Annotated in this window: 25 protein-coding genes; 3 read left to right on the forward strand and 22 right to left on the reverse strand. The window is 60.2% G+C overall.

Going from position 1 to position 25865, the window contains the following annotated elements:
• Positions 1 to 74: 74 nt before the first annotated feature.
• Positions 75 to 1679 carry a transcription termination factor NusA gene (gene nusA, locus BM074_RS04245; protein ID WP_027230474.1) on the reverse strand — a complete coding sequence of 535 codons (1605 nt, stop codon included), beginning with the start codon at positions 1677 to 1679 and terminating at the stop codon, positions 75 to 77.
• A 51-nt stretch (positions 1680 to 1730) separates the two neighbouring features.
• Complete coding sequence (gene rimP / locus BM074_RS04250) at positions 1731 to 2402, reverse strand: ribosome maturation factor RimP (RefSeq protein WP_091919950.1); 672 nt, start codon at positions 2400 to 2402, stop codon at positions 1731 to 1733.
• Between the two features lie 271 nt (positions 2403 to 2673).
• Here rimP and BM074_RS22955 point away from each other — a divergent pair, with 271 nt between their 5' ends.
• A complete protein-coding gene (locus tag BM074_RS22955; RefSeq protein ID WP_172982540.1) occupies positions 2674 to 2838 on the forward strand; it encodes a hypothetical protein in 165 nt (54 codons plus the stop codon).
• Between the two features lie 29 nt (positions 2839 to 2867).
• Here the strand turns inward: BM074_RS22955 and BM074_RS04255 are convergent, their stop codons facing one another.
• The 19 genes from BM074_RS04255 to BM074_RS04350 all read right to left on the reverse strand — a co-directional run bounded on the left by BM074_RS04255 (position 2868) and on the right by BM074_RS04350 (position 22849).
• On the reverse strand, positions 2868 to 4385 hold the full coding sequence (locus tag BM074_RS04255; protein ID WP_027230477.1) for a tripartite tricarboxylate transporter permease: 1518 nt from the start codon (positions 4383 to 4385) through the stop codon (positions 2868 to 2870).
• A 14-nt stretch (positions 4386 to 4399) separates the two neighbouring features.
• Complete coding sequence (locus tag BM074_RS04260; protein WP_091919952.1) at positions 4400 to 4882, reverse strand: tripartite tricarboxylate transporter TctB family protein; 483 nt, start codon at positions 4880 to 4882, stop codon at positions 4400 to 4402.
• Positions 4879 to 5829: a Bug family tripartite tricarboxylate transporter substrate binding protein gene (locus BM074_RS04265; RefSeq protein WP_091919954.1), complete on the reverse strand. Its 951-nt coding sequence runs from the start codon at positions 5827 to 5829 to the stop codon at positions 4879 to 4881. The genes BM074_RS04260 and BM074_RS04265 overlap by 4 nt, the downstream gene beginning before the upstream one ends.
• A gap of 257 nt (positions 5830 to 6086) precedes the next feature.
• Positions 6087 to 6785: a tRNA (guanine(46)-N(7))-methyltransferase TrmB gene (locus tag BM074_RS04270; protein WP_027230480.1), complete on the reverse strand. Its 699-nt coding sequence runs from the start codon at positions 6783 to 6785 to the stop codon at positions 6087 to 6089.
• Between the two features lie 19 nt (positions 6786 to 6804).
• Positions 6805 to 8070, reverse strand: coding sequence for a methionine adenosyltransferase (gene metK, locus BM074_RS04275; protein WP_036813956.1), 1266 nt, complete (start codon positions 8068 to 8070; stop codon positions 6805 to 6807).
• A 176-nt stretch (positions 8071 to 8246) separates the two neighbouring features.
• Entirely contained in the window at positions 8247 to 8657 is a 411-nt protein-coding gene (locus BM074_RS04280) for a helix-turn-helix domain-containing protein (RefSeq protein ID WP_027230482.1), read from the reverse strand.
• 100 nt (positions 8658 to 8757) lie between these two features.
• Positions 8758 to 10347: an apolipoprotein N-acyltransferase gene (lnt, locus tag BM074_RS04285; RefSeq protein ID WP_091919956.1), complete on the reverse strand. Its 1590-nt coding sequence runs from the start codon at positions 10345 to 10347 to the stop codon at positions 8758 to 8760.
• Between the two features lie 57 nt (positions 10348 to 10404).
• Complete coding sequence (locus tag BM074_RS04290; protein WP_091919958.1) at positions 10405 to 11490, reverse strand: hemolysin family protein; 1086 nt, start codon at positions 11488 to 11490, stop codon at positions 10405 to 10407.
• A gap of 5 nt (positions 11491 to 11495) precedes the next feature.
• Positions 11496 to 11993 (reverse strand): rRNA maturation RNase YbeY, encoded by a 498-nt coding sequence (gene ybeY / locus BM074_RS04295; protein WP_228017156.1) that lies wholly within the window; start codon positions 11991 to 11993, stop codon positions 11496 to 11498.
• A 16-nt stretch (positions 11994 to 12009) separates the two neighbouring features.
• Positions 12010 to 13029: a PhoH family protein gene (locus tag BM074_RS04300; protein WP_027230486.1), complete on the reverse strand. Its 1020-nt coding sequence runs from the start codon at positions 13027 to 13029 to the stop codon at positions 12010 to 12012.
• A 27-nt stretch (positions 13030 to 13056) separates the two neighbouring features.
• Positions 13057 to 14496: a tRNA (N6-isopentenyl adenosine(37)-C2)-methylthiotransferase MiaB gene (miaB, locus tag BM074_RS04305; RefSeq protein ID WP_280139062.1), complete on the reverse strand. Its 1440-nt coding sequence runs from the start codon at positions 14494 to 14496 to the stop codon at positions 13057 to 13059.
• Between the two features lie 11 nt (positions 14497 to 14507).
• On the reverse strand, positions 14508 to 15353 hold the full coding sequence (locus BM074_RS04310) for a lyso-ornithine lipid O-acyltransferase (protein ID WP_091919962.1): 846 nt from the start codon (positions 15351 to 15353) through the stop codon (positions 14508 to 14510).
• A 1-nt stretch (position 15354) separates the two neighbouring features.
• A complete protein-coding gene (gene rimI, locus BM074_RS04315) occupies positions 15355 to 15858 on the reverse strand; it encodes a ribosomal protein S18-alanine N-acetyltransferase (protein WP_027230489.1) in 504 nt (167 codons plus the stop codon).
• Entirely contained in the window at positions 15855 to 16538 is a 684-nt protein-coding gene (gene tsaB / locus BM074_RS04320) for a tRNA (adenosine(37)-N6)-threonylcarbamoyltransferase complex dimerization subunit type 1 TsaB (protein WP_091919964.1), read from the reverse strand. The genes rimI and tsaB overlap by 4 nt, the downstream gene beginning before the upstream one ends.
• Before the next feature lie 380 nt (positions 16539 to 16918).
• A complete protein-coding gene (locus tag BM074_RS04330) occupies positions 16919 to 17122 on the reverse strand; it encodes a type II toxin-antitoxin system VapB family antitoxin (protein ID WP_091921449.1) in 204 nt (67 codons plus the stop codon).
• Positions 17123 to 17178: 56 nt separating this feature from the next.
• On the reverse strand, positions 17179 to 17994 hold the full coding sequence (locus tag BM074_RS04335) for a DUF2066 domain-containing protein (RefSeq protein ID WP_091919966.1): 816 nt from the start codon (positions 17992 to 17994) through the stop codon (positions 17179 to 17181).
• Between the two features lie 37 nt (positions 17995 to 18031).
• Positions 18032 to 18541 (reverse strand): DUF3859 domain-containing protein, encoded by a 510-nt coding sequence (locus BM074_RS04340; protein WP_091919967.1) that lies wholly within the window; start codon positions 18539 to 18541, stop codon positions 18032 to 18034.
• A 10-nt stretch (positions 18542 to 18551) separates the two neighbouring features.
• On the reverse strand, positions 18552 to 20729 hold the full coding sequence (locus BM074_RS04345; protein WP_091919969.1) for a malate synthase G: 2178 nt from the start codon (positions 20727 to 20729) through the stop codon (positions 18552 to 18554).
• A 107-nt stretch (positions 20730 to 20836) separates the two neighbouring features.
• The gene (locus BM074_RS04350) at positions 20837 to 22849 is read right to left on the reverse strand and encodes a hydantoinase/oxoprolinase N-terminal domain-containing protein (RefSeq protein ID WP_091919971.1); all 2013 of its coding nucleotides are present in this window, start codon (positions 22847 to 22849) and stop codon (positions 20837 to 20839) included.
• Between the two features lie 152 nt (positions 22850 to 23001).
• Between BM074_RS04350 and BM074_RS04355 the strand changes: the two genes are divergently transcribed.
• Positions 23002 to 23961 carry a cation diffusion facilitator family transporter gene (locus tag BM074_RS04355; RefSeq protein ID WP_091919973.1) on the forward strand — a complete coding sequence of 320 codons (960 nt, stop codon included), beginning with the start codon at positions 23002 to 23004 and terminating at the stop codon, positions 23959 to 23961.
• Between the two features lie 20 nt (positions 23962 to 23981).
• On the opposite strand, the gene BM074_RS04360 is transcribed toward BM074_RS04355, so the two are convergent.
• Positions 23982 to 25211 carry a DNA recombination protein RmuC gene (locus BM074_RS04360; RefSeq protein WP_091919975.1) on the reverse strand — a complete coding sequence of 410 codons (1230 nt, stop codon included), beginning with the start codon at positions 25209 to 25211 and terminating at the stop codon, positions 23982 to 23984.
• 114 nt (positions 25212 to 25325) lie between these two features.
• On the opposite strand from BM074_RS04360, the gene def reads away from it, so the two are divergent.
• Positions 25326 to 25856, forward strand: a complete 531-nt coding sequence (gene def / locus BM074_RS04365) for a peptide deformylase (RefSeq protein WP_027230497.1) — start codon at positions 25326 to 25328, stop codon at positions 25854 to 25856.
• Positions 25857 to 25865: the final 9 nt, after the last annotated feature.

Raw genomic sequence — 25865 nt, forward strand, 5'->3', positions numbered from 1 at the left:
TCCACGCCTCAATCGCCCTTCGATAATTCCGCATGACCCTTCCCGAATAGTCATGCAACTTTCGGGATCGAAGGTCAGCCGGCAACCTCTTCGTCGGAGGTGGCTTCCGCCGCCTCTTCCACAGCAAGGTCCTCTTCCGTGATCCAGCCTGCCTTCAGACGCGCGGCGAGGACCATTTGTTCCGCATCAGCGCGGCTGACATCAAACTGCGACAGGATGCCGGGGTAGTTGACCGTTTCGCCATCCTTGCGTTCGCGCCAGCCGGTGAGTTCGTCGACCGCATAGCCTGCGAAATCCTCGACCGTCTTGACGCCGTCTTCACCGACCGCAACGAGAATGGCATTCGTCATTCCCGGCAGATCGCGCAATTCGTCGGAAACACCGAGTTCCTTGCGGCGCACATCCCGCTCTTCTTCGATGCGGGCAAGGTATTCCTGGGCGCGCTGCTGGATTTCAGCCGCCGTTTCCTCGTCGAAGCCGTCGATGGAGGAAATGTCGTCGCTATCGACGTAGGCAATTTCCTCGACGCTGGCAAAGCCCTCGGAAGCAAGAACCTGGCCGACCATTTCATCGACGTCCAGCGCCTCCATGAAGAGGTTCGAACGTTCGACGAATTCCTTCTGGCGGCGTTCGGATTCTTCCTGCTCGGTGAGGATGTCGATATCCCAGCCTGTCAGCTGTGAAGCAAGGCGGACGTTCTGGCCACGACGACCGATCGCAAGTGATAGTTGGTCATCCGGGACCACAACTTCAATACGTTCGGCATCTTCATCGAGAACAACCTTGGCGACTTCGGCCGGCTGCAGCGCGTTGACGATGAAGGATGCAGGCTCCGGCGACCACGGAATGATGTCGATCTTCTCGCCCTGCAACTCGCCGACGACCGCCTGAACGCGCGAACCGCGCATGCCGACGCAAGCGCCGACGGGGTCGATGGACGAATCGCGCGAGATCACGGCGATCTTGGCGCGCGAACCCGGATCACGGGCAACCGACTTGATTTCGATGATGCCGTCATAGATTTCCGGCACTTCCATGGTGAAAAGCTTTGCCATGAATTGCGGATGCGTGCGGCTCAGGAAGATCTGCGGGCCGCGCTGTTCGCGGCGCACGTCGTAGACATAAGCGCGGACGCGGTCGCCATAGCGGAAGGTCTCGCGGGGGATGAGTTCGTCGCGGCGGATAATGGCTTCACCGCGGCCGAGATCGACGATCACATTGCCGTATTCGACGCGCTTGACGCTGCCGTTGATGATTTCGCCGACACGATCCTTGTACTCGTCATACTGACGATCGCGCTCGGCTTCGCGAACCTTTTGCACGATGACCTGCTTGGCCGACTGGGCGGCAATACGGCCGAAATCCATCGGCGGCAGCTGATCGGCAAGGAAATCGCCAACCTGCGCATCGGGATTGCGGTCGCGCGCGGCATCCATGCCGATCTGGGTGACCGGGTCTTCTACCGCATCGACCACTTCAAGAAGGCGCTGCAGCTTTATTTCGCCGGTCTTGGCATTGATGTCGGCGCGGATGTTGGTTTCCTGGCCATAACGCGAGCGGGCGGCCTTCTGGATGGCATCGGCCATTGCCGCAATGACGATCTCGCGGTCAATCGACTTCTCGCGCGCTACCGCGTCAGCGATCTGCAGAAGTTCTAGCCTGTTAGCACTGACTGCCATTTTCTTCTCCTTGGGTTCACCGCCGCGCTTCTCCCGCTGGCGTATGAAAGATCAATTCTTCTTTGTTTGTTCCTGGTCGGCGGCGGGCGTCTCATCGCTCGCTTCAGCCCCGTCCGCGTCGTCATCCGCGATGCGGCCTTCGCGCAGATCCTTGTCACGCCGCAGCGCGTCGCGGATAAGGTCGTCGGTCAATACCAGCCGCGCATCCGAGATCAATTCGAACGGGATTTCGACCACTGGACTGTCGCCATAGCTTGCCTGATCGCTTTCGACGGTAACCGCTTCATCAGATACCGCAGCGATGCGGCCGCGAAACTTCTTGCGCCCCTGGTGGACCGCTGAGGTATCGACCTTGACGATATGACCGGCCCAGGTGGTGAAATCCGACTTGCGGACCAGCGGGCGATCGATGCCGGGCGATGAAACCTCGAGATGGTAGTGGCGATCGATCGGATCCTCGACATCGAGCACCGGCGACAAGGTGCGGCTGACCAGTTCGCAATCCTCGACGGTCATGGTGCCGTCATTGCGCTCGGTCATGATCTGCAGGGTCAAGCCGTTAAGGCCCGTCAGACGGACCCGGACCAGCCGGAAGCCTATCGAAGTCAGGACCGGCTCGATGATGCCGGCGACGCGCGCATCGACCCCGGTTTCGGTAATGATCCGCTCGTCGGTCGCGCCGCTCGCGGCTGCTTCCTGTTGTGTATTGGCGCTTTCAGTCACGCAGAAATGTTCCTTGTTTCGGCCTTAAGAAACAAAAAAGAGCGGGACCGGTCTGGACCCACTCCTGTTCTATCGACCAAGAATATGACTTCTATATACCGAATTGCCGTTAAGGTTTCAAGCGCCGAGACGCATTTCATCTCTTGGTACACGGCAGCGTGCATTGCAATGCATTTGCGCATGGCTGCCTTGCAGCAGCGGGCCTAACGGTGACGGCTCAGCGATCCTATCTTTGTGGCATCGCAGCATGGATGCGAGAAGGATGGAAAAAATGACCAGGAAAAATCAAACCAGCAGGATCGGCCGCTTCTTCAACGTATGGGGCAGCGCTGTTGCCGTGGCATCGGCCACGCGCACCGGCTACCAGCCGGCCGCCTCGGATCTGCGTGCGCTCGGCATCGATCCGGTTCAGTTCAACGCGATCCACCGGAACTAACAGTCCCGGCGGATCATCGATGACGCTGATCAGTCCTCGTTAGCCGCGAGGGCCGACAGGACCTTGCCTTTGCCGCGTGCCCGCATGATGAGCGGCACCACGACGGCGCAGACAGCGAGCAGCAGCAGGATCACCGCGATCGGCGAGTGCACGAGCACCGTCGGATCGCCCTGGCTGATGGCAAGAGCGCGGCGAAGCTGCTGCTCGGCCATCGGTCCGAGGATTAGCCCGACGACGACTGGCGCGATCGGATAGCCGAAGAGACGCAGCACATAGCCGAGCACGCCGAAGGCTAGGAGCATGCCGAGCTCGAAGGTCGATGGGTTTGCCCCAATCGTGCCAAGCGTCGCGAAGACCAGGATGCCGGCATAGAGCCAATGCCGCGGGATCGACAGCAATCGTACCCACAGCCCAACAAGCGGCAGGTTCAAGACGAGCAGCATGAAGTTGGCAACGAGCAGGCTCGCAATCAAACCCCAGACGATCTGCGGATTGTTCGCAAACAAGAGCGGCCCTGGCTGCAAGCCGAACTGCTGGAAGCCGGCGAGCATGATCGCCGCCGTCGCGCTGGTCGGCAGGCCGAGGGTCAGAAGTGGTACGAGCGTACCGGCGGCGGATGCATTATTGGCGGCCTCCGGACCGGCCACGCCTTCAATAGCGCCCTTGCCAAACTCCTCCGGCCGTTTTGCCAGCTGTTTTTCCACCGAATAGGACAGGAACGTGCCGATCTCGGCACCGCCGGCTGGCATGGCGCCAATCGGGAAGCCGATGGCGGTTCCGCGCAGCCATGGTTTCCACGAACGCGACCAATCCTCGCGGCTCATCCACACCGAGCCCTTGACCGGCTCGATCTTCTCTTCAGCGGTGGTGCGCGAGGCGGCAACGGCCAGGGTTTCGCCGATGGCAAAAAGCGCGACCGCGAGTGTCGTCACCTCGATGCCGTCGAGAAGATCCGGAATGCCGAAGGCGAGACGCGCCTGCCCGGTTTGCAGGTCGATGCCGACAAGTCCCATCGCAAGGCCGAGGAACAGTGCCGTCAAGCCGCGCAACGTCGAATCGCCGAACGCGGCCGAGACGGTCATGAAGGCAAGGATCATCAGGGCAAAATATTCGGCGGGGCCGAACGAAAGCGCGAACTTGACAATGGTCGGCGCAATCAGCGCCAGCGCCATCGTCGCTATGAAGCCGGCAACGAACGAACCGATAGCAGCTGTCGCCAGCGCCGGACCACCGCGCCCGGCCCGCGCCATCTTGTTGCCCTCGAGCGCAGTGACGATCGAGGCGCTTTCGCCGGGCGTATTCAGGAGGATCGACGTCGTCGAACCACCGTACATGCCGCCATAGTAGATGCCGGCGAACATGATCAGCGAGCCGGCTGGATCGAGCTTGTAGGTAACGGGAAGGAGAAGCGCCACGGTAAGCGCCGGTCCGATGCCGGGAAGAACGCCGACGGCAGTGCCGAGTGTTACGCCAATCAACGCATAGAGCAGATTGAGCGGCTGCAGGGCAACGGCGAAACCATTTGCCAGAAGAGTGAAACTATCCATAGCCGAACCTGCTTCTAAATGAGGCGTTCAAGGGGTCCCGCGGGCAGCGACAATTGCAGTCCCTTGGCGAAGATGACCCAGATAACGAAAGACAGAACAATGCCGATAGGAATGGTGAGCCAGAGCGGTCCACGTCCGAATCCCCGCGCCGTCGCGGCAAAGAGCAGGCCTGTCGCAATGGCAAATCCGGCAATGTGAAGGAGCAGCATCTGCGCCGCGAGACCGCCAACGATCCAGATGATCGGGCCAACCTTTTGTTCTTCCCGCTCGGGAAAATCACCGCGAACCGCTTCAAACGCCGTCCAGATCGCCAAAACAAAGAGGCACGCAGCGATTGCATAGGGAAATGCTCCGGGACCGATCCGGGTCGCGCTGCCGCCACGGGCAGTGGCAGTGCTGTAGACGATCACAGCCGCAATGATTGCCAGAACGGCTGCGATAACCAGCGCCGCCCGGTCAGGGCGGCGCGTTTCGGTGCTCGGTGGCTGTTGCGTCATTTGACGAGACCAATGTCTTTCAGGATCGTGGAGGTTGCCTCGGTATCCTTCGCCAGCTGCGCCTTGAATGCGTCACCGGCGAGATAGGTGTCAGCCCAGCCCTTGGCCTTCAGCTGCTCCTGCCAGGTCTTCGACTTTACCAGCTTTTCGATATCGGCATTGATCGCAGCTTCCTGTTCGGCCGAGATGCCGGGAGCCGCGGCGACCATGCGCCAGTTCTGGATCGCGACGTCGACGCCGCCTTCCTTGAAGGTCGGCGCATCGATGCCTTCGACCTTCTGTTCGCTGGAAATGCCGATGATGCGCAGCTGACCGGCCTTGATCTGCGATTCAAATTCGCCGTAGCCGGAAATACCGACGGTTACCTGGCCGCCAAGAATAGCTGCCAAGGCTTCACCGCCACCGGAGAATGCGATGTAGTTGACCTTGGTCGGATCGACGCCGGCCGCCTTGGCGATGAGGCCTGCGGTGATGTGGTCGGTACCACCTGCCGAGCCACCGCCCCAGGACACTGAGCCGGGGTCAGCCTTAAGCTTGGCAACGAGATCGGCCATCGACTTGATGGGCGACGCCGCCGGCACAACCAGCGCCTCATATTCGCCGGTCAGGCGGGCGATTGGCGTCACCTGATCGAGCGTAACGGGCGATGCATTGGTGAGAATCGCGCCGACCATGACGTAGCCGCCGACGATCAGCTGCGAAGGATCACCCTTGGCCGAATTTGCGAACTGTGCGAGGCCAATCGTGCCGCCCGCGCCCGGGACATTCACGACCTGAACGCTGCCGGAAATCTTCTCGTCCTGCAGGGCCGTCTGCAAGGTGCGCGCGGTCTGGTCCCAACCACCGCCCGGCGCTGCCGGCGCCATTATCTTGTAGTCGGCCGCAAAGGCCTGACCGGAAAGCGCCAGCGCCCCGGCTGCAACAAAAGCGAGCAATATCTTACGCATTATGTAGTTCCTCCCATGACGGCCATCAGCCATCTGCGCCTATCGATTTCGAGGTCGCGGGAAGATATCGACAATCGAGCCTCTGAATTGACGGTCAGTCAAATCCAAACGCTCAACAATAAAAGCTGACAGCCTCCCAGCGGTCTCCTCACCGTCGAAATGATACTAGAAAACTGTCAGGAAGCTGTCACGCGAAATGGCGGCCGGTCGGCCGATCACAGCGTTTCTTGCCTTAACAGAACCGTTCAGGACCTGCTCTAGACCCTGACGAATGTCAGATAGGCGCCGATCCGGCCCTCGCGATGCGCCTTCTGCTCGTAACGCGTGCCCGGCCATGCCTCGTAGGGCGTATGCCAGTCGGCCGCGTTTTCAGCCTGCCAATCGAACCCGCCATGGGCCCGGCAATGCTGCAATGTCCAATTGACGTAGGTATCTATGTCGGAGGCGAAGCGAAATTTGCTGCCGGGCTTCAGGACCCGGGCAAAGCGGTCGAGGTTTTTCTGGCTGACGAAACGCCGCTTCCAGTGTTTCTTCTTCGGCCACGGATCGGGGTAGAAGAGGTCTATGCCGTCGAGCGAGGCTTCCGGCAGCCAGTCGAGCACTTGCGTCGCGTCGTCATCATAGAGGCGGATGTTCCGCAACGGCTCGTCATGCAGATCGACCACCAGCTTCGCCATACTGTTGACGAAGGGCTCGACGCCGATGAATCCGGCCTTCGGATGCCGTGCTGCTTCGTGCAGCAGATGTTCGCCGCCCCCGAAGCCGATTTCCATCCGCACTGCGTCGACCTCCGCAGTAAACAGCGTGCGGAGGTCGTCAGGTGCAGGTGAACCAAGATCGAGTTTCAGGAGCGGCAGCAACTCGTCGCGAATGGCTCGCTGCATCGGGCGAAGCGTCTTGCCGGCTCTTCTGCCGAAGAATGCCTCAGTTGAACGTTCTCGCCTTGGCTCGGTCATGGTAGGCAATGCTGGCCGCTCAGACGGCCAGTGCTGACTTCAATTGCTTGGCGAGATCGGTCTTCTCCCACGAGAAGGACCCATCGCGACCGGGCTTGCGACCGAAATGACCGTAGGCCGAGGTCTTGGCATAGATCGGCTTGTTAAGGTCGAGGTGCTTGCGGATACCCGATGGCGAAAGGTCCATGACCTTGCGCAGCGCTTCCTCAACCGCATCTTCCTTTACCTTGCCCGTGCCGTGCAAATCGACATAGATCGACAGCGGCTGCGCCACGCCGATGGCGTAGGAAAGCTGGATAGTGCAGCGATCGGCAAAGCCGGCGGCTACGACATTCTTGGCAAGATAGCGGGCTGCATAGGCAGCGGAACGGTCGACCTTGGTCGTGTCCTTGCCCGAGAAAGCGCCGCCGCCATGCGGCGCAGCACCGCCATAGGTGTCGACGATGATCTTGCGGCCGGTCAGGCCAGCGTCGCCATCGGGACCGCCGATGACGAACTTGCCCGTCGGGTTGATGTACCAGGCGCAATCGTCGGCGATCTTGAGATCACCCAGCGCTTCACGGATATAGGGCTCGACGACCTTGCGAACCTTTTTCGAGTCCCAGCTTTCATCCAGATGCTGGGTCGAAAGCACGATCTGCGTCGTCTCGGCGGCAACGCCGTCGACATAACGCACGGTCACCTGGCTTTTCGCATCCGGGCCGAGCTTGGCGGCATCGCCTTCACCCTTATGACGGGCAGCGGCAAGAATTTCGAGGATCTTGTGGGAATAATAGATCGGAGCCGGCATCAGGTCAGGGGTCTCGCGGCAGGCGTAGCCGAACATGATGCCCTGGTCGCCAGCGCCCTCTTCGCCCTGGCGGTCGGATGCATTGTCGACGCCCTGGGCAATGTCGGCCGACTGCGGATGCAGGAGGACGTCAATCTTGGCCGTCCTCCAGTTGAAACCGTCCTGCTCGTAGCCGATATCGCGGATGGCGCGGCGTGCCGCAGCGCGGAAGCGGGAAGGATTGATGACTGGATGCCCCTTGGCGTCCTTTACCACTACGCCGCTCTTGTCTTTCTTCAACAGCGTGTCCGGAACACGTACTTCACCGGCAATGACCACGCGATTGGTGGTTGCCAGGGTCTCGCAAGCAATTCGCACAGTCCACGGGTCAACGCCCGTCTTCTTTGCCTCTTTATAGATCATGTCGACGATTTCGTCGGAGATGCGGTCACAGACCTTGTCTGGATGTCCTTCCGATACGGACTCACTGGTAAAAAGATAAGAACTGCGTGTCACGGGGAACCCCTCTTGAAAGCAAACGAAAGCCCACCAGACCAAGTCCAGTCTGGGCCGCATAGTCTTTGCCAAGCCAAAGTGGATCAGTCAATTGCTTTCATTTTCAAACATTCGGGGGACCGGGAATTTTTTTCCCGCCCCCTCCCGCCCCCAAAAGGCGTAATGCGTCGATGAAATCAATCTTCCTCTAGGCCGAGTGTACGCACGAGATCGAGAATTTTGCGCCTGACCTTGGCATCGGTGATCTTGGCAAAGGCCCGCGCAAGCTGAATCCCTTCGGAACTGTTCAGCAGACCGACCACATAGGTCGTCTCGCTCTCCTCGTCGAACCCCTTGGGCTTGTCATCCTGCCCGGGCATGTCGTCGAAGAAAAACGTTACGGGAACGTTGAGAACATTGCCGATCGCCTGCAACCTGCTGGCACCGACGCGGTTCATCCCCTTCTCGTACTTCTGGATTTGCTGAAAGGTTATTCCGAGGCTGTCGCCAAGCTTTTCCTGGCTCAAACCGATCATATTGCGACGCAATCGAATCCTTGCGCCAACATGTACATCCACCGGATTTGGTCTCTTCTTATTATCAGACATGAAAATCTCATTCGTATTTAAATTGAACTAAAAAAGAATTTTATCACTAATGTATCAACGCACCAAATGGGGCATCATTGACAGGACAGGGCTTAAAATGTCAACCAACCCTTGTCCTCTGGCGCGAAAAATACGCTAGCGTTGCAAGCAAAGCAAGCCCCAACACAATCGGAAATTGCAGCTTGCGAGCGCGCTCACCAAGCGGTAGCGCCACCTTTGACGGCAGGATGGAATCCGCCACACCCACGGCATCCAGCGCGAGCCCGTCGATAATGCGGCCATAGGGGTCGACGGTCGCCGAAAGCCCGTTATTCGCCGCCCGGATCATCGGCAGGCCTTGTTCCACCGCGCGCAATTGCGCCTGGCGAAAATGCTGGTAGGGACCGGGCGTATCGCCATACCAGGCGTCGTTGGTGACGTTGACGATCGCGTCGGCGCGCGGACCATCATAGCCCATTTCTGCCGGGAAGATCGCTTCGTAGCAAACGAGCGGCAGGATTTGGAAACCATCCTTCACGGCCAGCGAGCGACGGCTCGAGGCAGCGCTAAAGCCGCCCGGAAGTTCCACGACTTCACTCACGCCCAGCCTGCGCAGTACATTCTCCATCGGCACATACTCACCAAAAGGCACGAGATGGACCTTGTCGGCGGCGCCAATAATTTCACCATCGCTGTTAATGGCATAGATCGCGTTATAATAGAGGGGGTCTACCCCTTCGCCCCTACTCTCCATGCGGACGGCCCCGGCAAGCAGGATCTGGCCGTCGTCGAGCTTGTCGGCAATCGCACCGAGGACTTCCGGCGACTGCGGCAGGACGTATGGAACAGCCGTTTCCGGCCAGACAACGATCTGCGGCTTCGGCTTGCCGTCCTTCGGCGTTTGCGCCGTCAGGGCGAGATGCTGGTCGAAGATACTGCGCCGCGCATCATCGTCCCATTTCAGATTCTGCTCGATCGAAGGTTGGACGATACGCACGAGCGGCCCTTTTGCATCGACGGTCGCTGTCGACAGCCGCCAGGCGCCATAGCCCACATGCGCGGCAACGAGGAGCAGTGCGAGCCCCAGTCCGGTCTTCAGATCGCGGCGGCCCGAAAGCAGAGCCGGCATGGCGAAGACGATCACGGCAAGCACGTTCATTGCAAGAAGGCCGACGATCACCGACGACTGCATGAGCAGTGGTACGGGCATCGCCGCGTAGCCTATGGCGTTCCAGGGGAATCCCGTGAGCACAAATGAGCGCAGCCACTCGGCAATGCCAAATCCGACGGCCAGCGCGAAAATTCGCCCCAGTCCGTCGCTCCACAACAGGCGGGCGATCGCGGCGGCAAGGGCATAGAAGATCGCGAGAACCGCAGGCAGGCCAAGAATGGCGAGAGGAACGGCCCAGGCGAAATTCTCCGCATCGACGAGGAGCGCGTTGCCGATCCACCAGAGGCCAAGCACGAAATAGCCGAAGCCAAACCACCAGCCGACCATGGCGGCCGGAAGCAGGCGGCGGATGGGGCCGGCGTCAGCATTGTCGACAGCGCCATCGATCAGCCAGACCAATACGGGAAACGAAACGAGACAGACCGCAAAGAAATCATAGGGCGGCAAGGCAAAGCTTGCGAGCCCGCCCATGAGAAATGCCAGCAGGATACGCTTCCAGCCCGACAAGAGAATGATTGTTCCGGCCAGACGCTCGATCATGCCTTGCCCCACGACTTCCGATTTGACGTCAGTCTTAAAAGGTGAGGCTTGCGTCAATCATTCGTCCGTTTCTGCGGGTTGGTCTGCTGCATCCTGCCGTACGGTGCGCGGTCGGCGATCCGCATGGCGCAAAGGCACGATGCGCACCTTGCGAATGCGGCGCGGATCGGCCTCAAGCACGTGGAATTCATAATCGGGGACGGCCTGCAGCATCTCGCCGCGAACCGGGATGCGGCCGAGGATCGAGAAGATCAAGCCCCCGACCGTATCGACGTCCTCACCGTGCTCACCGACGACAAAAGCAGGCCCTATTTTCTGCGACACTTCATCGAGGTCGGCGCGTGCATCGGCAACGAAAACGCCTTCAGGCTCCTCGATGATCATCACCTCGTCGTCGTCGTGCTCGTCCTCGATATTGCCGACCACCATCTCGACAATGTCCTCGAGCGATACCAGCCCGTCGGTGCCGCCATACTCGTCAATGACGAGTGCGATCTGAATACGCTGCGCCTGCATGCGTGCCATCAGGTCGTTGGCAAGCATGGACGGCGGAACGAAGAGAATTGGCCGCATAAGACTGAGGTCTGCAATCGTCTTGCCAAGATCGACATGGGATAGATCAAGCTTCGCCGACACGGGCGGTTTAGCGCGAGCGGCACCACGCCGCGGCGCCTTTACGCGCGAACTCCGGGTTATGTGATTCACCACGTCGCGGATATGGACCATGCCGCGCGGGTCATCGAGCGTTTCAGAAAAGACCGGCATCCGCGAATGGCCGGATTTCTCGAACACTTCGAGGAGATCGCCGAGAGTCGTTGATATATCGACTGCCTCAATATCGGCGCGGGGGATCATCACATCCTCGACGCGCAATTCGCGCAGCCGCAGGATATTGTGCAGCATGGCGCGTTCTTCCGGCGAAAACGCGGTGTCGCCACTATGATCTTCCGCCAGCGCCGCGTCGAGATCTTCTCGCAAGGTCGTGCCCGGGCGGGCGCGCAGGAAAGGAAATATGGTTGAAAGGAGCGAGCGCTTTTCTGGGCCTTGCGCTCTGGTGCTACTTTGCCCTTCGGCATCACTCTCCTGCCCCGTAACCCCTCGTGCAGGCGCGGCAGGATCGTTCTGGTGCGACGTGTCAGACATGGTCCTCAATCGGATTGATCGTCAATGACGGATAGCGCATATGGGTCCGGGATTGCAAGACGCGCCAGAATTTTGCGCTCCAATCCCTCCATTTCCTCGGCTTCCGCATCGGAGAGGTGATCATACCCCAGGAGATGCAGAAATCCATGCACAACAAGATGGGTCAGATGGTGGTCGAAAGGCTTTTCCTCATCGGAGGCTTCCCGCGCCACGGTTTCGCGGGCAATGACGATATCGCCAAGCATGGGCCCGGGCTTCTGTCCCGGTTTGAGGGTGAATGCCGGAAACGACAGCACGTTGGTCGGCTTGTCCTTGTCCCGCCAGTCGCTGTTCAGTTCCCTGATCGCGGCGTCGTCGGTAAAGACAAGGCTGAGTTCGCTCACCGGCTGCTCGCCGCCGTCAAGCTCGTCCCAGGCGGCCGCGATCGCGCTTGCCGATAACTGGCGAAGGCTGGACTCGTCGGCCCAGCCTTCCGTTTCCACCAATATGTCGATATCGATCACGATCGTGTCGCCAAGCTCAGGGCTTCGCGCCTTCCTTGTCGTAGGCCCGTACGATTGCCGCAACCAGCGGATGGCGGACCACGTCGACATCCGTGAAGCGCACGGTCACGATACCGCTGACGCCATCGAGGATACGCAAGGCTTCCACGAGACCCGACTTCTGGCCGGGCGGCAGATCGATCTGGCTTGGATCGCCGGTGATGATCATGCGGGCATTTTCACCAAGGCGCGTCAGAAACATCTTCATCTGCATCGATGTCGTATTCTGCGCTTCATCGAGAATGATGGCAGAATGGCCAAGCGTGCGCCCTCGCATGAAGGCGAGTGGGGCGATTTCGATGACCCCGGCGGCAATAGCCCGCTCGACCTTGTCAGCCGGCATCATGTCATAGAGCGCATCATAGAGCGGGCGCAGATAGGGATCGACTTTTTCCTTCATGTCGCCGGGCAGGAAGCCGAGACGTTCGCCTGCTTCGACTGCCGGACGCGAAAGAATAATGCGGTCGACAAGGCCGCGCTCAAGCAGCATCGCGGCATGGGCGACGGCAAGATAGGTCTTGCCCGTGCCCGCCGGCCCGACGCCGAAGACCAGTTCAGACCGGTCGAGCGCGCGCATATAGGCGTCCTGCGTCGGCGTGCGCGCGAAAATCGTCTTCTTGCGGGTCGATATCTGGGCAGCAGCCATCTTGCTTTTGTTTTCCATGGTCGGGAGCGTCAACTGATCGTCGGCGGCGATCGCCATGCGCAGCGCGCCATCGACATCGGAAGCAGAAATATCATGTCCCTTCTGCAATTGCTCGTAGAGATGGTCGAGCGTCCGGCGCGCCTGCTCGGTTGCGGTGGGTTCACCGCGAATGGCAAGCTGGTTGCCTTTCGAACGTACGTCGACGCCAAGCTTTTGTTCTATACGGGCGAGATTTTCATCGAATTGACCGAAAAGCGCACTTGCCAACCGGTTATTGTCGAATGTCAGTACGATATGGGCCAGATCCGAGGCCCCTGAGGGAGCGGGTTTCAGCTTTTCGGTGGCGTTCAAACGGCTCTCCTAACGAAGTGTTCAGCCCTATATAGTCCCATTCCTCTGCGAGTTCATCTCCCGCACGCCAATCAGGCTGTTCGTGCCCGTGTCGATGATTCGTACGTTGATAATGTCGCCGATTCGACCGCCGTGTACATCGATAATTACAGGTTGTAACCAGGGAGATCGTCCGACCATCTGTCCGGGCAGGCGGCCGGCCTTTTCGATCAGAACATCCGTGTTTTTGCCGATGAGGCTGCGCTGAAACGCATATTGCTGTTCCGTGAGGAGGTTCTGCAACCGCTGCAACCGCTCATCCTTGACGCTTTCCTCGACATGATCCTCCATGTCAGCGCCAGGCGTGCCTGGGCGCGGCGAATATTTGAACGAATAGGCGGCAGCGTATGTCACGTCGCGTACGATCTGCATCGTCGCCTCGAAATCTTCTTCGGTCTCCCCGGGGAAGCCGACGATGAAATCGCCCGATAGGGCAATATCCGGCCGTGCCTGGCGAATACGCTCGATAAGCCGCAAATAGTCCTCCCCCGTGTGCTTGCGGTTCATCGCCTTGAGGATGCGATCGGAGCCCGACTGAACCGGAAGATGCAGATAGGGCATCAGCATATCGAGATCGCGGTGCGCCTCGATCAGGGTATCATCCATGTCGCGCGGGTGGCTGGTGACATAGCGCAGGCGGGCAATGCCGGGGATTTCGGCAAGGCGGTAGAGAAGTTCGCCAAGTCCCCATTCGCGCCCGTCCGCGCCTTCGCCATGCCAGGCATTCACATTCTGCCCGAGGAGCGTCAGTTCGCGCACGCCCGCATCGGCAAGTTTCTCGGCTTCCTTTACAATCTGGGCGACCGGCCGCGACACTTCCGAGCCGCGCGTATAGGGCACGACGCAGAAGGTGCAGAACTTGTCGCAACCTTCCTGGACCGTGAGGAAAGCGGTGACGCCGCGGCTCCGGGTCTGTTCCTTGGGCGGCGCCGGCAAGTGGTCGAACTTGTCCTCGATCGCGTATTCGGTCTCGACGACGCGCTCGCCCTGGCGCACGCGCGCCAGGGCCTGCGGCAGCCGGTGATAGGTTTGCGGTCCGACCACCAGATCGACGACCGGTGCACGGCGGGTGATTTCGTTGCCCTCAGCCTGCGCGACGCATCCCGCGACCCCGACGGTCAATTCGCGGCCTTCCCTGGCGCGCGCATCCTTCATCTTGCGCAGCCGCCCGAGCGCCGAGTAAAGCTTTTCCGAAGCTTTCTCGCGGATGTGGCAAGTGTTGATGAGCACCAGATCTGCGTCTTCGGCGCTGTCGGTCTGGCTATAGCCCTCGGCGGCAAGGCTGTCGGCCATGCGCTGGCTGTCGTAGACGTTCATCTGGCAGCCATAGGTCTTCACAAAGACCTTGCGCGTGTTCGGCTGCGCCGGCGAATGCGTCGTTGCTCCGGAAGCGGTCTCCGGCTCGTGATTGATACTGATATCGTCCATGGGCGAGGCTTCTAGCCGTTTTTGACCGCCTTGAGAATAGGCTCGGCGTCGCTTTCCGACGCGTCGAGGTAGTCGCGTCCCATCAGCGAGGTGTGTACCATGGCGCGCACGCGCTCTTCGGCTGTTCGCGCCAATGCCTTGCGGTCGCTCCTGGCATCGATCACCACCGGCTCGCCGAACCAGACATCGACATCGACCGCGCCTTCCTTCAGGAGGCCTATGAGGCTCGGACCAAGTGCGACATCGCCCGGCCACGCGACGATCGGACGATGGGTGCGGCCCATCGGCATGCCATGGATGCGCGTATAGGCGACGGCCACGGGTTGCACGGTCACGGTTTCGGCATCGGTATCGCGAATTGCCACCTGCGCCGCGCCGAACAGCGAAGTTTTGAAGGGCAATACGCGGTTACCATCGGAAGTCGTACCCTCGGCGAAAAGCACCATGGCATCGCCCGCGGCAAGGCGCAGCGCGATTTCGCTCGCCTGATGGTGGGTCTTGCCGCGTTTCTCCCGCTCGATGAAGACCGTGCGTTGCAGCTTGGCGAGCATGCCGAAGAGCGGCCACTTCGCTACCTCGGCCTTGGCGATGAAGGCCATCTTGCGCAGCGAGCCGAGAATGACGATATCGGTCCACGAGGTATGATTGGCCGCCAGAAGCAGCGGACGGCCTTTTGCCATATCGCCATGAACATGGATGCGAAAGCCAAGCAGGCGGCATACGATGCGGTGGAACAGCATTGGGGTCCCGGCGCTCGGCCCGACACCTGTCTTCAGAAAGATGAATTGCGCCGGCACCAGCAGAATAATGGCGAGAACGAAGACGGTGGACGTCAGGGCGAAGCGCAACCAGGCCATTTCAACGTCCCGGCTTGAGATCGCGGCGCATCGTCAGGGCCGATGAGCGGCCGCTCGACGTTTCGTAATATCCCGGCCGCTTGCCGACCTGCTTAAAGCCGAGGCGGCGGTAAAGCGCAACGGCGGGGCCATTGAGTTCGTCGACTTCCAGAAAAAGCATGCTTGCGCGCGCATTGTGAAGATGGCGGAGGATCGCATCCATCAAGGCATGGCCAAGGCCCCGCCGCTGTGCTGCGGGCGCGACGGCAATCGTTAATATTTCGGCTTCATCCAGCACCAGGCGCGCGAGAACGAAGCCGCCCGGCTGGGCGCGGCGATTGCCCTCCTCGCGGGCGACGAACCCAAACACATTCTCATCGACCAGGAGAGCGTGAAAATCTTCATCGCTCCATGGCTGGCGGAAGGTCAGTCCGTGAATATTCGCGATCGCGGCAGCGTCGGCGCGCGCGAGCGGCTCGATGACGAAACTGCGCGGACGCAGATTGTCGAACGGAAAGCCGATCATTCGGTTACCTTCCTCTGCATGACGAAACCCTGCTGCGGCTTGACGTCGAGACCGCGCAGATAGAGCGGCTTCGGCGCCTCCGCCGGGGGCTCGCCTGCCGCGCCAAGGCGGGCAAAGGCCTCGATGCTTCCAGTCGCTTCCGTTGTTGCGACATCGAAGGGCTTATCCCGCCCCTCATTGACGAGCAGAGCGCCGGAGCCGGAAAGCACCATGTCACGCCCGGCCAATTCATCCAATATTGCCGGCAAATCGGTCACCAGCGGTTTGGATATTGCCACCCCGTCTTTGCCGTAGAATTGGGCATAGACCTCGTCGCGCCGGGCATCGATGATAGACAGGACCGGTCTTCCGGGAAACGCCCGGGCACCGTCGAAGGCGAGCGCCTGCAAGGTGCTGATGCCGACAACCTGGCATTTAAGCACAAGCGCAAAGCCGCGTGCCGTCGAGACCCCCACCCGAACGCCGGTAAACGAACCGGGGCCGACGCTGACAGCAATCCTGCTGATGTCTATAAGTTCTACGGCCGCGCCCTGCAAAGTCTGCTCGATTGCGCCCATTAGCCGCTCGGCATGACCTTTGCCGATATCCTCGCTGTTCGAAGCCAGCACCACTCCCGTTTCGACATCGAAAACGGCAACGGAGCACAGATTGGCAGCGGTATCGAGCGCAAGCAATTTCATGCGCCTTCGCCTAAACAAGAATCAGCCAGCAAACAAGTGGGCGCGGTGAGTGCATTCCTTCATTCGCTGCGAGGTCAGGTCAGTCAGGTCAGATTTGCGTCAAGCTGCATTTCCACCGCAAGTCTTGCCAAGCGCTTATCTCTTGTCCATATCGCGGCTCCGGGCGTCAGCCGCACCGCTGCAAGCAAGTGGGCGTCGACATATCCAACGCCACGGCCGTAAATTCCTTCTTTTTCGATGCATCCGAGAACCTCCGCGTCATTGGCGACCTCTGCTCGAGGCAGTTCCAGGAGCGCGTTCAGCGTCGATGTTCGGGCCCTCAACTGACCAAGGGCACGTTCACCAATAATCGGCCCAAATGGACGTGTCGACGAGACACATCAGTCAGGTGAGTGGTCGGGTCGGCGGCGATGCGTAATATCTAGATCGGGCATGCTTCCGCCGAGGCGAGCAAGGCGTCGCGCGCTTTCCCGCTCAATTAGGGCGCGAAGCGCTTCGCGAACCAAGGCTGACTTCTCATTTAACCCAGTATAGGCCTGGGCTTTTGCAATCAGTTCATCGTCCAAAGCAATTGTGGTTCGCATCGTTGCCTCCAGAAGGCACATTATCAGCATCGAATGATGCCACAAACAATGCCGCGCTACGGCGGCCCGTTCCCTGACAGTATCTGCGCTGCACCGCGCATGCCATTGCGAAACGCATCGTCGAAGCCGACGCCTTTGATCTGCCAGCGGAAGGGCGTGCCACGATAGTCTATACGCCAATCAGCGATCCATCCGAGTGCGGAATCGCTCCAGCGCAGATCGCCGGCAAGCGCGACATCGCCCCCGGCATTGCGCGCCGCGGCATCGGACACAGAAAGGTCGGCGCTCGGCAGGGTCTCGGCGTTCAGTTCGTACTTTGTGAGTTGCGCAACAGTCGGCAACGCCACGGGCAAGCCGACCTTCCGGGCGGCCGCTGCCAGCGAACTGCGCATATCCGGTTCCTTCGAACCATCCTCAGCGAGCGCGAACCTTTCCTTTCGTCCGACAACATCGAGAAAGACAACGATACGCGGGCGCGGATCAAGCCAGGCTTTTCGTCCGAGCGAGTGCAACAGCGCATCGATCCTGGCCGGATCGAAACTGACGGTCAGGTCATGCGGGCGGTCATATGTCCCTTGCTCGTCATGGATCGGCACGCCGGACATGCGGTCGCGATACTGATAGGTCGCGACGAACTGCGCCGCTTGCTGTTTCAGCGCCGCGATCTTCGGGTCGCCCATCAGCCTTGGGTCGCCAGAGACCTTGACGAGCACATCCTCGAAAGTCTGAGCAAGCCCGATTGACCGGCCGGCTTCGCCCTGCCCCGAAACGACTGCGCTTGCCTGATAGAGATCGCCGTTGGCGGCCGGCGCCGCACCGCAAGCGAGCATGACCGTCAGGAACAGGCCGATCGGGCTCCACTGGCGAAACATCGCGGTCACCACCCTCTACATTTTTTTCGGCATTCTATCAGGAAATGGGGCAGCTCCCAGTCGAAACGGTGAACGTCTTCGATGCGAGCTCGCTCCCCGCAAGGTCCCGCAGCGAGATTTTCCAGCGGCCAGGCACCAGCTCGAAATTTTCTTCAAACACCCAGCCGGCGTAGCGGCGGGCGAGGATGGCACTGTCCGGCCAACTGCTGTGTTCCATCGCCCGGCCGTCCGGGGTCCTGATGAGCGGATGATCCACAACGACCTTAATCGGAACCACAGACGCTTCGCCGGTATAGGCTGCCCGATAGACAATGCCGAAGCTCGTTCCGATACAGGCGTGAATTTCGTTCGCTCGCGTCACATCGACCGGTCCTTCGACGAGGCGATTGATGCCCGTCGGCGTATCCGGCGAAACCTCGGAACCAACCTCTTTTGCTGCGGTCAGGCCCCAATCGACAATCTCGATGACGGGTTCTTCCGCCGCGCCAACCGGTCCGGCCATCAAAACGATGGCCCCAGCAAGCAAGGCGCGGCGGAAAGTTCCCATTGTTTCCTGTCTATGCCGCCTTTGCCTTGGCTTTCAGTTCGAGGCGGCGACGATGCAAGACCGGTTCCGTATAACCGTTCGGCTGTTCGCGGCCTTTGAAGACGAGGTCGCAGGCGGCCTGGAATGCCACGGAGCCATCAAAATCGGCGGCCATCGGCTGATAATGCGGGTCGCCGGCATTTTGCTCATCAACGATCGCGGCCATGCGCTTGAGCGTGTCGAGCACCTGCTTTTCGCTGGCAACGCCGTGGTGCAGCCAGTTGGCGATGTGCTGCGCGGAAATGCGCAGCGTCGCACGATCTTCCATCAGGCCGACATTATTGATGTCAGGCACCTTCGAGCAGCCGACGCCCTGGTCCACCCAGCGCACGACATAGCCGAGGATGCCCTGCGCATTGTTGTCGAGTTCGTGCTGGATGTCTTCCGGCGTCCAGTTCGGCCGCGATGCGACCGGAACCGAGAGGATGTCACTGAGCTTTGCCCGTGTACGCTGCTTCAGTTTGGCCTGAACCTCGGCCACATTGACCTTGTGATAGTGCGTCGCATGCAGCGTCGCTGCGGTCGGTGACGGCACCCAGGCGGTATTTGCGCCGGCCTTCGGATGTGCGATCTTCTGCTCGAGCATGGCGGCCATGAGGTCGGGCATGGCCCACATGCCCTTGCCGATCTGCGCATGGCCGGAGAGGCCGCATTCGAGACCGACATCGACGTTCCAGTTCTCATAGGCGCCGATCCAGGACGCCTGCTTCATGTCGCCCTTGCGGATCATCGGGCCCGCCTCCATGGAGGTGTGTATTTCATCGCCAGTGCGGTCGAGGAAACCGGTATTGATGAACACGACGCGTTCCCTGGCGGCGCGGATCGCCTCCTTGAGGTTCACCGTGGTGCGACGCTCCTCGTCCATGATGCCCATCTTGATCGTATTCGGCTGAAGGCCAAGCAGCGCTTCGACCCGGCCGAACAACTCCGCCGCAAACGCGACTTCTTCCGGTCCGTGCATCTTCGGCTTGACTACATAGACCGAGCCGGCGCGGGAATTCATGTGGCGACCGCCCTTGCCGATGTCATGCAGGGCAGCGAGCGTGGTGATGGCCGCGTCCATGATGCCCTCGGGAACCTCGTTGCCGTCACGGTCGAGGATGGCAGGGTTGGTCATCAGGTGCCCGACATTGCGGACAAGCATCAGCGAGCGGCCCGGCAATGCCAGCTTCTGACCGTCCGGGCCAATATATTCGCGGTCAGGGTTGAGCTTGCGTGTAACGGTCTTGCCGCCCTTCTCGAACGTATCGGAAAGGTCGCCGTTCATCAGTCCCAGCCAGTTGCGATAGACGACGAGCTTGTCTTCGGCATCGACAGCGGCGACGGAATCCTCGCAGTCCTGAATCGTCGTTACCGCGGACTCGAGAACCACGTCGGCGATGTGCGCAGGGTCGGTCTTGCCGATGGGATGGTCGGCGTTGATAACGATCTCGACGTGGAGACCATTCTTGACGAGCAACACTGAAGTCGGGTTCGTCGGTTCGCCGCGATAGCCCGCGAACTGGGTAGCGTCGACGAGTTGCACCTTTTTGTCGTTTGCCGTCAGCACCAGCTTGCCGCCTTCGATGGCGAGGCCCGTGACATCGGCCCATTGTGCACCCGCCAGCGGCGCGCTTTCGTCAAGAAACGCTTTCGCCCATGCGATGACCTTCGCACCGCGCGCCGGATTGAATGCCTTGCCCTTCTCGGCTCCGCCATCGTCGGATATGGCGTCGGTTCCGTAGAGGGCGTCATAGAGCGAGCCCCAACGCGCATTGGCGGCATTGAGGGCATAGCGCGCATTCATGACGGGTACGACCAGTTGGGGACCGGCAATGACTGCGATTTCCGGATCGACATTATCTGTCGTCACCGTAAAGGCGCCACCTTCCGGCAGGAGGTAGCCGATTTCCTTGAGGAACGCCTCGTATTCTTCCTGGCTGTATCCGCTGTCGCGCTTTTCCTTGTAGAAGGCGTCGAGCTTCGCCTGGAATGCATCGCGCTTGGCCAGAAGTTCGCGGTTTTTCGGCGCAAGGTCGCTGACGATCTGCGCAAAGCCGGCCCAGAACTTCGTCGCATCGACGCCCGTCCCCGGGATGGCCTCATCGACCACGAAGTCATAGAGCTCCTTCGCTACCTTCAAGCCATTGATTTCGATGCTTTCGCTCATGATCGGTTCCTCGTCTTTACGTGATCCTACCCTTGATCATATAGAAGCATTCCCCGTCAATTCATCAATAGTGCACAGGATTTGTGCCGTAGCGGATAAAATCAAACTTAATGCACGATTCTGGGCCTGCCGGAAGCTGTGGCGATAAGCACCGCCTCGATGAATTTACGCTGATCTTCGACTGTTGCGGCGCTGATGTTCCTTGAAACAACGATCTGGCCTTCGTCGGTACCTGCTTGCAGGGCAAGGTCGGAAACTTGTTGGCGCAAGACGGTTTCTGCAAAGGCGATAGCATCCTCCTCGAAGGGCAAATCCTTCAACACTTCGCCGGCCATCACCCGGAATACGCCCTCGGCCGGCTGGCTGACATGCGCTTCCACCGAAACCCGCACCTGACCGACGACGGCGCCGAGCGCATTGGCAACATCCGTATCGGTAGGGACAACGCACTCTGCTCCAAGCATCGCGCCGACGGCGGCGTAATAGACCGGCGCCGAGGCGCCGAGACCAATGATCGGCCGGTCGATGGCGAGTTTGACACCGGCGATCCGCCCGTCGCCCGACAGCACACGCTGGACAAGAGGGCTCGCAGCCGTCTCCGGCCCGTCAAGCTCGTCTTCGGCAAATGCCGTCTCCAGGACGACCTCGGACGAGCGCCGTATCAGGGCGTCATAGGTGCGATGCGCCACTTCCTCGGGCGTATCGCAGAGGGGACGTCCGGCGCCATCCTTGCGCCGGGCATAAAGGATCGCACCGTAGCGCGCGGCATCCGCGTTCCAATTGCCCTGCAGGCCGAGCACGTGGCACGCATCCGAAGGCGTAAAGCCGGACACATGAACCAGACCGCGGGCAACGAGGCGATTGACGGTCGCAGCCTGTGAAATCGAAGCGAGAAGCCGGTCGAGCGGCTGCGGCGCGCTGGTTATGCGCTCGTAAAGTTCGGCTTCGCTCTTGCTCAGGCCGGAAGCGAGTTGGGCGGGAACCCCCGTGCGCAGGGCGAAACGGCCATCGAGTCGCCCGACATTGGCCGCCTTGACCTGGCGCTCAAGGTGGGCAAGCACGCTCTCGCCGTGGTTGGCAGCAAGCAGCGACAGCGGCACCAGCCTGCGCGGTCCAAGCTTGATGCTCGGTGCCATGGCATTATCGTCGAGCGACACTTCGGAATCGCCGCCAAGGCCGAAGGTGCGCATCGCCACGGCTTCCACCATCGTACGAAAGCCGCCGACCGTCGCGCCATTCGGATCGAGCCGTGGACGTCCCTTGTCAAGCACGGCGACATCCGTGGTCGTGCCGCCAATGTCCGAAACGATGGCGTTGTCGAGACCGGTCATATGACTCGCCCCGACCAGGCTGGCAGCAGGGCCGGAGAGGATCGTCTCGATCGGACGGTGGCGCGCAAAAGCCGCAGTGACGAGTGCGCCGTCACCACGGACCACCATCAAGGGGGCGTGGATGCCGCTGCGGTCGAGAAACCCTTCCGTCGCCGCCACGAGCCGGTCGATCATTGCGATCAGGCGTGCGTTGAGGACCGTCGTGAGCGCACGGCGCGGTCCATTCAGCTTGGCGGAAAGTTCATGGCTGCAGGTGACGGGGAGCCCGGTCACGTTGCGGATAAGATCGCGCACGGCAATCTCGTGCTCGGGATTGCGGACCGCAAAATAGGCGCAGATAGCAAAACCCGTCACTTCACGGGCGAGGTTTGGCAGCGTCTCGCAGAGAGCAGCCGTATCGAGCAGTTGCGGCCTGCCATAGACATCGTGACCGCCGGGGACGAAGACGACCGGGTCGGATCCAAGCGCTGTCTTGAGGTCCGCCTTTTCGAGATCCGCTTGCGAGAACCCGATCATGACAAGGGCGATGCGGCCGCCCTGCCCTTCGACGAGCGCATTGGTTGCGAGTGTCGTCGACATGGAAACAAGGCGAATATCCGCTGGGCGGATCGCGGTTTCTTCAACGATACGCTCGACGGCGCCGGCAATGCCGACGCTGAGATCATGCCGGGTCGTCAGCGCCTTGGCTTTCGCGATAACGCCATCTCTTTCCGACCACAGCACCGCATCCGTATAGGTGCCGCCCGTATCGATGCCGAGAAAGATTGCCGTTTCAGTGGTGTCTGCCATGATGTCCTGCCTTGTTCGAGGCAGGGTTAGCGCATGACGCCGGCAAGAGCTAGCGTCATTCCGACCAGATGCTGACGCATCGGCGCGGTTGAACGTTTCACGCGGAACCTGTTCAATCCAAAGACGTTTCGTCGGGCACAAGGGGATAGTCGATGGCATCACAATCGGGAACACATGCCGGTTCGAAAAAAGTGATCTACGCCGCCATCCTTGGCAATCTCTTGATCGCAGCAACAAAGTTCATCGCCGCTTTCTTTACCGGCAGTTCCGCCATGCTGTCGGAGGGTGTTCACTCTCTTGTCGACACCGGCAATGGTGCCTTGCTGCTTTATGGCTTGCGCCGTGCGGCGCGACCTGCGGACAAGTCGCATCCTTTCGGGCATGGGCGTGAGCTCTATTTCTGGAGCTTTATCGTGGCGCTCCTGGTTTTCGCCGTCGGCGCCGGCGTTTCCTTCTACGAAGGCGTCATCCACATCATGCGGCCGGAACCAGTTGCCAATCCGATCGTGAACTACGTCGTCATCGGCCTTGCGATGATCTTTGAAGGCGCGTCGTGGTTCGTGGCACTCAAGGAATTCCGGACGATGAAGGGCAAACTCGGCTATGTCGAGGCTGTGCAGGAAAGCAAGGATCCGAGCGTCTTCACGGTGCTGTTCGAGGATACGGCCGCGCTGCTCGGATTGATCATCGCACTGGTTGCGATTTCGGCGGCGCAGATATTCGACATGCCGGCACTTGATGGCGTGGGCTCCATCGGCATTTCCGTCATTCTCGCCGCGACGGCGATGTTTCTTGCCCGCGAAAGCAAGGGCCTGCTCATGGGCGAGGCAGCGCTTCCTGAAGTGGAACAGCAGATCCTCGATCTTGCCAACAAGGATCCGGACATCCAGAAGGCAAACGGCGTGTTGACGGTCCATATGGGTCCGAAGCAGATCGTCGCCGGACTGAGCGTCGAGTTCGAAGACCATATCCAGGCTCCGCAGATCGAAGCCTGCGTCGAACGGCTCGAGGCGGCGTTGAAAACCGCCAATCCCGATATCGTTACATTGTTCGTCAAGCCGCAAACCGCAAGAACATGGGAAGTTCGGCGCAAGAAGATCGAGGCGGCCTAAGCCGTCACCCGGCCTTTCTTCTATTCCTCGCCATCGACGACGCGCAGGCGCAACTGCCCGGTTGACGAAGCGGCGGCGGCACGGCTGGGCTCAGTCTCCTTCGTGGGCGCCTCCGCGAATTCGAGGGCTTCAATCTTCTGGCCCCGCCTCGTGACCTTGCTCGAAGAGACAAGAATGTCATCGATATCCTTGTTCGCCTGGCCGAAATGCGTCTGCAGACGGCGTACCCGGTCGTCGAGGCGGCCGACATCTTCCATCAGCCGGATCACCTCGCCCTGGATGAGATGAGCCTGTTCGCGCATGCGCACATCCTTGAGGACGGCCTGGATGACCTGGATCGATAGCATCAGCAGTGAAGGCGAAACGATGACAATGCGCGAGCGATGGGCCTTTTGCACCACACCTTCGAAGTTCTCGTGAATCTCGGCGAAAATCGATTCCGACGGCACGAAGAGAAACGCCGTGTCCTGGGTTTCGCCGTTGATCAGATATTTCTCTGCGACGTCGCGAATGTGTATCTCAACGTCACGGCGGAATTGCGCAAGAGCAACCTTCTTGGCTTCCGGGTTGTCGGCCTGGCGAATGGCGTTCCAGGCTTCCAGCGGAAACTTGGCATCGATCACGAGGTTCGGCGCTCCATTGGGCATGTGGACCACGCAGTCGGGCCGGCTGCCGTTGGAAAGCGTAGCCTGGAACTCATAGGCGCCTTGCGGAAGGCCGTCGGCGATGATCGCCTCCATGCGCGCCTGCCCGAAAGCGCCGCGGGTCTGCTTGTTGGCGAGAATGGCTTGCAACTGTACGACCTGGCCGGCCAGCGCCTGGATATTGTTCTGCGCCGTATCGATGACCGCGAGCCGCTCCTGCAGCTTCGCAAGATTCTCGTGGGTGGAACGGGTCTGCTCGGTCATGGTCTGGCCGATGCGGCTGGTCATACCGTCGAGGCGTTCGCGGATCGACTGGTTGAGTTCGGCCTGCCGCGAGCCGAAGAGTTCAGCCATTGTCTGCATGCGGCCCTGCATTTCCGCCTGGCTCTTGAGAATCTCGCCCATGCGGAACTCGGCGTCGCGGGCGCGGTCCTCCGCCTGGAGTTCGGCAGTCAGCCGTATCTTCGACGAACGCCACAGGACGATGAGGGCAAGCAGCACGGCGCCGCCTGCGACCACAGCCCCGGCAATGAGCGCCGAACCCAGCGAAATTGAGCTCGCACCGAGATGGATAAGTGTTTGATCGAAAGAAATTGATGTTTCCATGCGAACCAGACTAGCCGATTCGGGCGACAAGTGTGAGATCAAAACGAGAACATTTTTGCAAATGGATTTTGCGTCGGATTGACGGTTTATGGATGAACTATTAGGTGATGTTGCATGTCTATCAAACCACTTGTCATTCTTCCTGATCCTCTGCTGCGTCAGGTTTCAAAACCAGTCGAACGCTTCGATGCGGATTTGCGCAAGTTCGCCACCGATATGCTCGACACCATGTATGACGCACCGGGTATCGGCCTTGCAGCGATCCAGATCGGCGAGCCCCTCCGCATGCTCGTTATCGACCTTGCCAAGGAAGACGAGCCCAAGGCGCCGCAGACGTTCATCAATCCGCAAATTCTCTCATCGAGCGAACAGCGCAATGTCTACGAAGAAGGCTGCCTCTCGATCCCGGACTATTATGCCGAGGTGGAGCGGCCGGCGGAGGTGCGCATTGCCTATTTCGATCTCGACGGCAAGGCGCAGGAAGTAGCCGCCGACGGGCTTCTGGCGACCTGCCTCCAGCATGAGATCGACCATCTCAACGGCATCCTGTTCATCGACCATATTTCCCGCCTGAAGCGCGAGATGGTCGTCAAGAAATTCAAGAAGCTCGCCAAGGATCGTCCGCCGAGCCGGCTGGCGGTGTAGGCGATGAGT

The sequence above is a fragment of the Phyllobacterium sp. CL33Tsu genome, from assembly GCF_900113985.1.
GTDB classification, from domain to species: domain Bacteria; phylum Pseudomonadota; class Alphaproteobacteria; order Rhizobiales; family Rhizobiaceae; genus Phyllobacterium; species Phyllobacterium pellucidum.

Excerpts from the sequence above, each read along its gene's own strand:
- BM074_RS04355 (WP_091919973.1), top strand. The coding sequence starts at position 23,002 with ATGGCATCACAATCGGGAACACATGCCGGTTCGAAAAAAGTGATCTAC.
- tsaB (WP_091919964.1), bottom strand. The coding sequence starts at position 16,538 with ATGAAATTGCTTGCGCTCGATACCGCTGCCAATCTGTGCTCCGTTGCC.
- BM074_RS04330 (WP_091921449.1), bottom strand. The coding sequence starts at position 17,122 with ATGCGAACCACAATTGCTTTGGACGATGAACTGATTGCAAAAGCCCAG.
- BM074_RS04270 (WP_027230480.1), bottom strand. The coding sequence starts at position 6,785 with ATGACCGAGCCAAGGCGAGAACGTTCAACTGAGGCATTCTTCGGCAGA.
- BM074_RS04280 (WP_027230482.1), bottom strand. The coding sequence starts at position 8,657 with ATGTCTGATAATAAGAAGAGACCAAATCCGGTGGATGTACATGTTGGC.
- BM074_RS04345 (WP_091919969.1), bottom strand. The coding sequence starts at position 20,729 with ATGAGCGAAAGCATCGAAATCAATGGCTTGAAGGTAGCGAAGGAGCTC.
- lnt (WP_091919956.1), bottom strand. The coding sequence starts at position 10,347 with ATGATCGAGCGTCTGGCCGGAACAATCATTCTCTTGTCGGGCTGGAAG.
- BM074_RS04340 (WP_091919967.1), bottom strand. The coding sequence starts at position 18,541 with ATGGGAACTTTCCGCCGCGCCTTGCTTGCTGGGGCCATCGTTTTGATG.
- BM074_RS22955 (WP_172982540.1), top strand. The coding sequence starts at position 2,674 with ATGACCAGGAAAAATCAAACCAGCAGGATCGGCCGCTTCTTCAACGTA.
- BM074_RS04260 (WP_091919952.1), bottom strand. The coding sequence starts at position 4,882 with ATGACGCAACAGCCACCGAGCACCGAAACGCGCCGCCCTGACCGGGCG.
- nusA (WP_027230474.1), bottom strand. The coding sequence starts at position 1,679 with ATGGCAGTCAGTGCTAACAGGCTAGAACTTCTGCAGATCGCTGACGCG.
- BM074_RS04265 (WP_091919954.1), bottom strand. The coding sequence starts at position 5,829 with ATGCGTAAGATATTGCTCGCTTTTGTTGCAGCCGGGGCGCTGGCGCTT.
- BM074_RS04310 (WP_091919962.1), bottom strand. The coding sequence starts at position 15,353 with ATGGCCTGGTTGCGCTTCGCCCTGACGTCCACCGTCTTCGTTCTCGCC.
- BM074_RS04255 (WP_027230477.1), bottom strand. The coding sequence starts at position 4,385 with ATGGATAGTTTCACTCTTCTGGCAAATGGTTTCGCCGTTGCCCTGCAG.
- def (WP_027230497.1), top strand. The coding sequence starts at position 25,326 with ATGTCTATCAAACCACTTGTCATTCTTCCTGATCCTCTGCTGCGTCAG.
- BM074_RS04335 (WP_091919966.1), bottom strand. The coding sequence starts at position 17,994 with ATGTTTCGCCAGTGGAGCCCGATCGGCCTGTTCCTGACGGTCATGCTC.
- rimI (WP_027230489.1), bottom strand. The coding sequence starts at position 15,858 with ATGATCGGCTTTCCGTTCGACAATCTGCGTCCGCGCAGTTTCGTCATC.
- BM074_RS04360 (WP_091919975.1), bottom strand. The coding sequence starts at position 25,211 with ATGGAAACATCAATTTCTTTCGATCAAACACTTATCCATCTCGGTGCG.
- BM074_RS04290 (WP_091919958.1), bottom strand. The coding sequence starts at position 11,490 with ATGTCTGACACGTCGCACCAGAACGATCCTGCCGCGCCTGCACGAGGG.
- BM074_RS04350 (WP_091919971.1), bottom strand. The coding sequence starts at position 22,849 with ATGGCAGACACCACTGAAACGGCAATCTTTCTCGGCATCGATACGGGC.
- miaB (WP_280139062.1), bottom strand. The coding sequence starts at position 14,496 with ATGGACGATATCAGTATCAATCACGAGCCGGAGACCGCTTCCGGAGCA.